The organism is Exiguobacterium sp. A1_3_1, assembly GCF_048985645.1.
In the GTDB taxonomy this organism is placed as follows: Bacteria; Bacillota; Bacilli; order Exiguobacteriales; family Exiguobacteriaceae; genus Exiguobacterium_A; species Exiguobacterium_A indicum.
In genome coordinates this window covers 1-8857 of the sequence record NZ_WBYY01000142.1, presented here as the reverse complement: position 1 = coordinate 8857, position 8857 = coordinate 1, and the positions used below count along the sequence as shown (strand labels likewise).

General features: G+C 46.4%; 9 protein-coding genes. 7 read left to right on the top strand and 2 right to left on the bottom strand.

The annotated features are described in order from the left end of the window. The coding region (locus tag F8N00_RS13775; protein ID WP_421018403.1) for a hypothetical protein at positions 1-181 on the top strand (181 nt) is incomplete at its 5' end. Between the two features lie 6 nt (positions 182-187). Here F8N00_RS13775 and F8N00_RS13770 read toward each other — a convergent pair. Beyond that, complete coding sequence (locus F8N00_RS13770) at positions 188-469, bottom strand: helix-turn-helix domain-containing protein (protein WP_075642904.1); 282 nt, start codon at positions 467-469, stop codon at positions 188-190. A gap of 314 nt (positions 470-783) precedes the next feature. Here F8N00_RS13770 and F8N00_RS13765 point away from each other — a divergent pair, with 314 nt between their 5' ends. The 5 genes from F8N00_RS13765 (at position 784) to F8N00_RS13745 (ending at position 6758) form a co-directional block, all read left to right on the top strand. Then, positions 784-2394 (top strand): PTS transporter subunit IIBC, encoded by a 1611-nt coding sequence (locus tag F8N00_RS13765; RefSeq protein WP_244150235.1) that lies wholly within the window; start codon positions 784-786, stop codon positions 2392-2394. Between the two features lie 86 nt (positions 2395-2480). Beyond that, positions 2481-3284 carry an endonuclease/exonuclease/phosphatase family protein gene (locus tag F8N00_RS13760; protein ID WP_035395584.1) on the top strand — a complete coding sequence of 268 codons (804 nt, stop codon included), beginning with the start codon at positions 2481-2483 and terminating at the stop codon, positions 3282-3284. A 169-nt stretch (positions 3285-3453) separates the two neighbouring features. Continuing rightward, a complete protein-coding gene (locus F8N00_RS13755; protein ID WP_023469730.1) occupies positions 3454-4866 on the top strand; it encodes a sucrose-specific PTS transporter subunit IIBC in 1413 nt (470 codons plus the stop codon). Positions 4867-4942: 76 nt separating this feature from the next. Further along, complete coding sequence (locus F8N00_RS13750) at positions 4943-5836, top strand: PRD domain-containing protein (RefSeq protein ID WP_323679827.1); 894 nt, start codon at positions 4943-4945, stop codon at positions 5834-5836. After that, positions 5823-6758: a carbohydrate kinase family protein gene (locus F8N00_RS13745; protein ID WP_035395581.1), complete on the top strand. Its 936-nt coding sequence runs from the start codon at positions 5823-5825 to the stop codon at positions 6756-6758. Before F8N00_RS13750 ends, F8N00_RS13745 begins: the two co-directional genes overlap by 14 nt. A 107-nt stretch (positions 6759-6865) precedes the next feature. On the opposite strand, the gene F8N00_RS13740 is transcribed toward F8N00_RS13745, so the two are convergent. Continuing rightward, a complete protein-coding gene (locus F8N00_RS13740) occupies positions 6866-7561 on the bottom strand; it encodes an alpha/beta hydrolase (RefSeq protein ID WP_023469733.1) in 696 nt (231 codons plus the stop codon). A gap of 158 nt (positions 7562-7719) precedes the next feature. On the opposite strand from F8N00_RS13740, the gene F8N00_RS13735 reads away from it, so the two are divergent. Further along, positions 7720-8857, top strand: a 1138-nt coding sequence (locus F8N00_RS13735; RefSeq protein WP_421018402.1) for a purine/pyrimidine permease, incomplete at its 3' end; no start/stop codon positions are given.

The following is an 8857-nucleotide window of genomic DNA, read 5'->3' as shown; positions in this document are numbered from 1 at the left end:
ACAGGAAAAGCGCGATTTTGCGCTGTCAGAGACAAACAAGACCCGTTTTTCTGCTCGAATAGAGTGGGAAAACTGGCTTGTGTCTCGCCTGAGGAAAGGGCGTGAAAAGACGCGTCATTTTTTGAGTCAGCCCATTTGTTTACAATCTACAAGAAGAAATCCCTTTGTTCCTCCTTTTTGATGCCCATCAACTAGATGGAAGGTCGATCAAGGACGTGCTATCCTGCTGACGGATGACCTCAGGTGGCCAGATATGCCGAATTAAGTGATCCGAAGGGACATGTAAGACACGGGCCAGTCGCTCAATCATTGAAAATGAGGGATGGGCAATGCTACTTTCTATACGCTGGATCATCTCAGGTGTCGTCTCAGTTAACTCTGCTAATGTATTTTGATCTAACTGATGACGTTCTCGTAACGTACGAATCCGCTGTCCGTACTGTCCGATCGGTTGAATCCCTTCTTTCATCCGCTTCAAACATCCTTTCTTCTTTTAAAACTAGACAACGTTCACTGTAGTCTTATTCCCACTTTTTTTAAATCTGAATACCTTTCCGAACTATCAATTTTTAATCAAAATAAAATTTCAAATATTTTTCTTATAAAACACTAGCTTTTTAAAAAGTTATCGCTTACAATTCTATATGCAAACGGTTGCATTAATCGCTTACATTATTGCACTGTTCTTACACACATATTAGAGAAAAAGAGATACAAAAGGAGTGAATGATCTTGAAAAATGCTATTTCGTTCGATTTTTGGCAAAAACTCGGTAAAGCCTTGATGGTCGTCATCGCGGTTATGCCTGCTGCAGGAATCATGATTTCGGTCGGGAAACTGATCGGCATGTATGGAGGCGATATCGCGTTAATGCAAACGATTGCTCGAATCGTTGAAGATTTAGGTTGGGCCATCATTACGAACCTTCATGTCTTATTCGCCGTCGCGATTGGTGGGTCATGGGCAAAAGAACGTGCTGGTGGTGCGTTCGCAGCGTTACTCGCCTTCATTTTGATCAACCGTGTCACAGGAGCTATCTTCGGTGTCAACGCTGACATGATCGCGGACCCAAAAGCAACGGTCGATTCATTGCTTGGTTCTGAGCTCATCGTAAAAGATTATTTCACTTCAGTTTTAGGGGCACCTGCTCTCAACATGGGAGTATTCGTCGGAATCATCTCTGGTTTCCTTGGTGCCGTTCTCTTTAATAAATTTTATAACTTCAGTAAATTGCCAGATGCGCTTGCATTCTTCAACGGAAAACGTTTTGTACCATTCGTCGTCATTGGTGGATCAGTCGTTGCAGCATTCGCCTTATCACTCGTTTGGCCGTTCGTTCAAGGCTTATTGAATGACTTCGGTCGCTGGATTGCCTCTTCACGTGATTCTGCACCGATCATTGCACCGTTCGTATACGGTACACTCGAGCGTCTATTACTTCCGTTCGGTCTTCATCACATGTTGACTGTCCCGATGAACTACACGGAACTCGGTGGAACGTACAAAATCCTGACAGGTGCTGCTCAAGGATCGACGGTTGCTGGTCAAGATCCGCTTTGGTTAGCTTGGATCACTGACCTCGTTAATTTAAAACAAGCCGGTAACACACAAGGATACAATGACTTAATCAACAGTGTCGTTCCTGCTCGTTTTAAAGAAGGACAAGTCGTCACATCACTTGCTTCATTGATCGGTATCGCTGTCGCAATGTACATGTCAGTTGATGAAGATAAGAAGAAAGCATACAAACCTGTCTTCTTATCTGCTGGACTTGCAGTTTTCTTGACAGGTGTCACGGAGCCAATCGAATTCATGTTCATGTTCATCGCTCCTGTTCTTTACGTCATCTATGCTGTGCTCACGGGTGTTGCTTTCGCACTAGCAGATGTCATGCATCTTCGGATTCACGCATTCGGTGCGATCGAACTCTTGACGCGGATTCCATTGATTGCAAAAGCTGGATTAATTGGTGATTTAATTCGTTTCATCGGTGTCTGTGTGTTCTTCTTCTTCTTGAACTTCTTCACGTTCCGTTTCGTCATCAAGAAGTTCAACTATGCGACACCAGGTCGTAACGGGAACTATCTGGACGATATCAACGTATCTACAACTGAAGCTTCAGGTGAGGCTGCTGCGACATCAGCTCCTGCCGACGGTTCGCAAGCTTCACAAATCATCGATTTGCTTGGTGGACAGCAAAACATCGAGGACGTCGATGCCTGCATGACGCGTCTTCGTGTCACTGTCAAAGATCCAGCGCTTGTTGCAAAAGAAGCAGACTGGAAAGCAAACGGTGCACTTGGTCTGATCCTTAAGAACAATGGCGTGCAAGCCATCTACGGTCCAAAAGCCGATATCTTAAAATCAGATATCCAAGACCGGATCGGCGCATAAACCTGCGAGATTAGGGAACTACCTAAAGGTGAAGCTCTTTTATAAGAGTTTCACCTTTCTTATTTGAAAAATCAGGAGGACCACTCATGCGTCTACTCACACTAAACTGTCATTCATGGCAGGAAGAACAGCCACTCGAAAAATTAAACCAGATCGTTCAACAAATTCTTGCTCAAGATTATGATGTCATTGCGTTGCAGGAAGTGAGTCAATTGATGGACACACCGATCGTCTATGACGATGTGCGCAACGATAACTTTGCCTATTTGATCCAGCAAGCGTTAAAAGAACAAGGTCAAACCTACTCCCTCGTCTGGGATTTTGCTCATATCGGCTATGATAAGTATGAAGAAGGACTCGCTCTTTTGACGAAACATCCAATCTTAAAATCGGACAGTTATTATGTCAGCCGCAGTCAAGATACATTCGATTGGAAATCGCGAAAAATCGTCCGTGCGACAATCCAAGTCGACGGTACACCGATTACGTTCAATACATGCCATCTTGGCTGGTGGGCAGATGAAGTCGAACCGTTCCAGGAACAATTCAATCATTTGATGGCTCGGATGGATCCACTCGAATGGACATTCTTCCTCGGTGATTTCAACAACGATGCCTTAGAACGAAATACAGGTTATGACTATATGATGCAACGGGGATTACACGACGTCTTCCTGCTAGCTAAGGAAACGGTCGGAATTGAGACGATCAATGGCAACATCGATGGATGGGAAGACAATCAACAAGGATTGCGGATCGATCTCGTCTTATCGAATCGGAAAATTGACGTTGAACGCGTCGGTGTCGTGTTTGATGGGATTCACGGTCCCGTCGTTTCAGACCACTACGGTGTTGAGGTCGATATTCAGATTCAAAAAAATGAACATTAAGTATTGACAACGCTTTCTTTCCTCCTTTAAGATGAAATCAAATCAATAGTGCGGATTGTGACAGTACGGCTGGCAAGACCGAAATGACACCTCCTTAGGAGAGGTGTTGTTCGGTCTTGCCTTTTTTTGTCTCATTCAGCACGTTTCATGAAAAAGGAGGACTTTTCCGATGGATTATCAACAAACTGCTAAACGTGTGCTTGAACTCGTCGGCGGACGCGAGAACATCATCACTGCTGCTCATTGCGCGACGCGTTTACGTCTTGTCTTGCATGATGAATCAAAGGTCGATCAAGCAGCACTTGAAGACTTAGATGGTGTCAGCGGCGCCTTCTCAAGTTCTGGTCAATACCAAATCATCTTTGGAACCGGTACCGTCAACAAGGTATTTGCTGCGTTTGCACCACTTGCCGGTGTAAAGGTCGATGGAGAAGAACCACTTGACGTTAAAAAGGCTGCATCGCAAAAATTAAATCCGTTCGCCCGTCTTGCCCGCTCGCTCTCGAACGTCTTCGTTCCACTCATTCCGGCAATCGTCGCAGCCGGTCTCTTGATGGGATTACTCGGTATGATCAAGGCCTTCGGTTGGGTTGACGGTGATTCACCGATCGTCCAACTACTGGATATGTTCTCGTCTTCTGCCTTCATCATCCTACCGATCCTGATCGGTTTCTCGGCAGCCCGTGAATTCGGTGCGAACCCGTACCTCGGTGCCGTCATCGGGGGGATCATGACACACCCGTCCCTCTTAAACCCTTGGACGCTCGGTAATAGCGATCCGGAAGTCATGAAGTTCCTCGGAATGAACATCGAGTTGATCGGTTATCAAGGAACGGTCTTCCCGGTTCTCTTAACCGTTTGGGTCATGGCAAAGATTGAACAACAAGTCCGGAAACGGACACCCGAAACGCTTGACTTACTCGTGACACCGTTCGTTACGGTTCTCGTCACTGGATTCCTGGCATTGATCGTCATTGGTCCGATCGGAACGTTACTCGGAAAAGGCATTTCATTCGTACTCGTCTTCTTCTATGAACAGTTCTCAGTCGTCGCCGGTCTTCTCTTCGGTGGACTTTATTCGACAATCGTCATCACAGGGATGCACCATAGTTTCCATGCTATTGAAGCAGGATTACTTGCAGATAAGAGTATCGGAAAGAACTTCCTCTTACCGATTTGGTCGATGGCGAATGTCGCTCAAGGTGGTGCCGGACTTGCCGTTTACTTCTTGACGAAGAACGTTAAACTCAAAGCACTCGCCCTACCGTCTGCGTTCTCAGCATTTCTCGGAATCACAGAACCCGTCATCTACGGTGTCAACTTACGTCTTGGAAAACCATTCATCGGTGGTGCCATTGGTGGTGCGATCGGTGGCGGTTATGTCGTCTTGACACAAGTCGCTGCGAACGCTTATGGATTAACTGGAATTCCGATGATTGCGATCGTCGCGCCACTCGGTGCGTCAAACTTGATCAACTATCTCGTCGGGTTCGCCATTGCAGTCGTCACTGCTTTCATCTCGACTGTCGTCTTAATGCGTCTCGATGCACGGAAACAAAAAGAAACGGACGTTGCTGCTTAATCCTTCATGCGACCAAACCGAGTCCTCGGGCTCGGTGGTCGCATTTGTCGGTTCGCAAAGCGCTGAAGTTCGCTTTATAATAAAAGAAAAGATCGGAAAGGAGGACGTCAGGCTGATTATTCATAAGATCCTCAATAACAACGCTGTTGTCGTCAAAGAAAATGGACAGGAACGCATCGTCATGGGACCAGGCATTGCTTTTGGAAAAAAGAAAAAAGATCCGATTCAAGCGACGAAGATCGAAAAAATGTTCATCCCTTCATTTGAAAATGCAGAACAGTTCAAAGAGATTCTGACAACGACACCACTTGAGATCATTGATTTATCGGAACGCATCATCTCACATGCAGAAGGTGAGCTCCAAACGCCGTTTCATGACTATATTCACGTCAGTCTGACGGACCACCTTGCTCATGCCGTACGATTAGCACGTGAACAACTCGTCGTGCATAATCGATTGGCAGAAGAGATTCGCCTTTTGTATGGACCGGAGTATGCGATTGGAGAATGGGCAGTTCTTGAGATCGAGCGTGCCTTACAGGTCACGCTACCGAAAGAAGAAGCTGCGAACATCGCGCTTCACTTATACAATGCACGCCAAACGCATCCGAATATGGCCACTGCGTTGCAGACGGTTACGTTACTCAATGAACTACGTGAACAGATCGAAGTCTTTTTTGGACAAACGATCGAGACCTCATCGATGACGTATTATCGTTTCTTTACGCACATGAAATTGGTCCTCGCCCGGATTGAACAAGGAGAAACCTTACACGACATGGATGATGTGATTTTATCTGCCGTCAAAACACGTTATGCTGAGGCTTATGCCTGTGCGAGTCAAATGGGCAATTGGTTGACTGTCGAACTCGATACACGTGTACCTGAATCAGAAATCGGCTATATGGCTTTACACATCGAACGGATTCGTCCGGATCTTGAAAGGAGTTCTACGTATGAAAATCTTTAGTTTAGGGGAAGCATTGATTGATTTGATTCCTCTTGATGCTGAAAACATGACGTTTCAAAAAAATCCTGGAGGTGCTCCTGCCAATGTCTCTGTCGGACTCGCTCGATTAGGCGCTGATAGTTATTTTCTTGGAGCTGTCGGTGATGATTCGATGGGACACTTCTTGAAAGATACGTTACATCATTATGGTGTTCGTACCGATCATCTCGTCCACGATTCGACGCAAAAAACAGGACTTGTGCTCGTTACAAACGGTCAGGATGGAGAGCGGTCGTTCGAGTTCATCAATGCGGAGCGCGCTGATATGCAATTCCACGAAACACATGTACCGGAGGATTTCACGTCCGTCGATTTATTACACATCGGTTCGATCTCTTTGATTACTGGAGAATCCGTCAACGCGACACGAAAAGCCATCGCACGTGCAAAAGCGCACCAAGTACCAGTCTCTTACGATCCGAACTTACGAGAGTCGTTATGGCCGAATCTTGACGAAGCGCGGACGACGATCCGGTCTGTCCTACCGGATGCACAAATCGTCAAACTTGCTGAGGAAGAATTGACGTTTCTAACTGGACAAACGAATCTTGATGACGGGGCTGCTGAATTGTTAGCTGAATATCCGATTCGTCTTCTTGCCATCACGCGAGGAAGTGAAGGATCGATTCTCTATACGGATCGTGCGATGGCTGTCATCGATGCGATTACGGTCGACGCAATCGATACGACAGGAGCTGGAGATGCCTTCATGTCCGGTTTACTCTACCAGTGTGCGTTACGCGATTTTTCGTTTGATTGGTCTGAAGATGAACTTCGCGACATCGGTCGATTCGCAGCGATTTCAGGCGGACTTGCTGCTTCCGTCAAAGGAGCGATGGCTGCTTTGCCAACGCTCGACGAAGTCGCTCATCGCTTGAGTTGAATCGATAACTCAGTAGAAATAAGGATGGAGAGATTCCGGACCCAGTGCCAGAATCTCTCCATCCTTTTCATTTGATTGATGAGTCGTTTATTCACTAAGAGAATTGATTAAGGTGTATCGATAAATCGTTTGATTTCATCTAACGACTCGTCCTGTTGTTCTTTTGGCGTTAATGGGCTGCTGTTATCCCCTTTTTGTCGACCGTACATACCAAAGTTCGCATGGTTCCCTTGCTTAATTTCATGGAATACCGCATCTTTTCGAACGTCCTGTTTACTTTTTTCGATATCAGCGACTGGTAAGACACCATCTCGTCCACCATAAATCGTCAACGAGGGCACATCAATCGAATCAATCGGATAGGACGCGAGGAAAACGATCCCCTTAATTTTCGGATGTTGTTCGACGATCGTCGAAGCTGCGCTTCCACCGAGCGAATGCCCGATCAGATACCATTTTTTGACTTGGGGATAATCCTCGATGATATCGAGTCCTTCGCTTGAGTCAAGCAACGCAATCCGAAACGGTAGCTTTGGGATGACGACGAAGTGCCCGTCTTTCGCTAGTTGCTTGCCGTAATAACTGTAGGCCGCTGCATCAACTTTTGCCCCTTGATAAAAGATGAATCCAACGTCACTCGTCTTTTTTCCAAATGTCACTTCACGTGGTGTAGCTGTCTCCACGTAAGATATCGCTTGGGGAGATGCATCATAATCGAACTGCGCCCAGATCATGAAGGCAAATACGAGCAGTGCCAACAGCGCAGCAATCGTTCCAATGATTCTTATACTCCATTTTTTCATTTCATTCCCTCCCGTTACCGTTATACCCCATATTATGTGTTAAATCACATATGAAAACAAATATTAGAATTTTCAGTCATTGTAAGCATCCCTATCGCTTTTTCATGAATTGGTTTAAGATGAAACCAATATTGTTTTTTCGAAAGGAGATTCACGTTTTGCCGCGTACCCTTGTGTCTACGATTCAATGGTTTTTATTCATCATCTGTACTAACATTGCCCCGCCCCTTGCCATCGCAGCATCGTTTGAACTCTCGGGTGCCGAGACGCTTTCCTTCTTATCTCGTTGTCTATTCGTATTTGCCATCTTAAGTCTCTTTCAAGTCCTGCTCGGACACCGTCTACCGATCATGGAAGGTCCTGCTGGAATTTGGTGGGGTGTATTTGCTCTTTATTCGTCGATTGGTGTCACATTGTACGGCAGTTATTCAAACACATTACAGTCGCTTGGATTCTTACTCCTACTCAGCGGTATCATCTGTATCGTCTTGACGATGACGGGTGTCTTACGGCGCTTAGTCCCCCTTTTTACACCGCAAGTCATCGGAGTCTACATGCTGTTGCTGTCGGCACAGCTGTCCGGATCCGTCATGAAAGGATTACTCAATATCGAGGATGGACGAATTCAAGTATTACCTGCCGTCATCTCGATTCTGACGGTCTTGATCTCACTTTATTTAGAACGAAGCGATCGCTTACGCCAGTACGCTTTATTAATCACGTTACTCGTCGGTTGGAGCATGTTTGCATTGATTGGTCGTGCCGAGATGCCAAGCTTCGACGGTCCACTGTTCACTTTACCGAGCTTGTTGCCGTTCGGCGGTATTCATGTCGACTGGAGCTTATTACCGACAGCTCTCATCATCTCGTTGTTGTTAATGACAAACGTCTTAGCAAACATCAAAGTCATCGAACGGATCATCAGTGCCAAGCGTGGTGAAACCGTCAAAGGACAAGTCGGAACAGCTGGTATCACGGCTGGTATCGGACAACTCTTCGCTGGTCTGTTCGGTACGGTCGGTCCTGTCGCCATTTCCGGAACGGCTGGGTTCATTGCCTCAACAGATAACACGGACCGCAAAGCGTTCGTCTATGCGAACATCACGTGCCTCTTCCTCAGTATCGTGACACCATTCGTCGGGTTGATTGCTAAAATCCCCGTCGCCGTCGGTTATGCGATGGTCGCACCGATCGTTGCCGGAATGGCAATCATCGGCGTCACGGAAGCAGCCCGCGACTTGAATCGTCAAACGGCGATGATCACGGTCGGTCTCCCGGTCCTGTCTCTTATACACA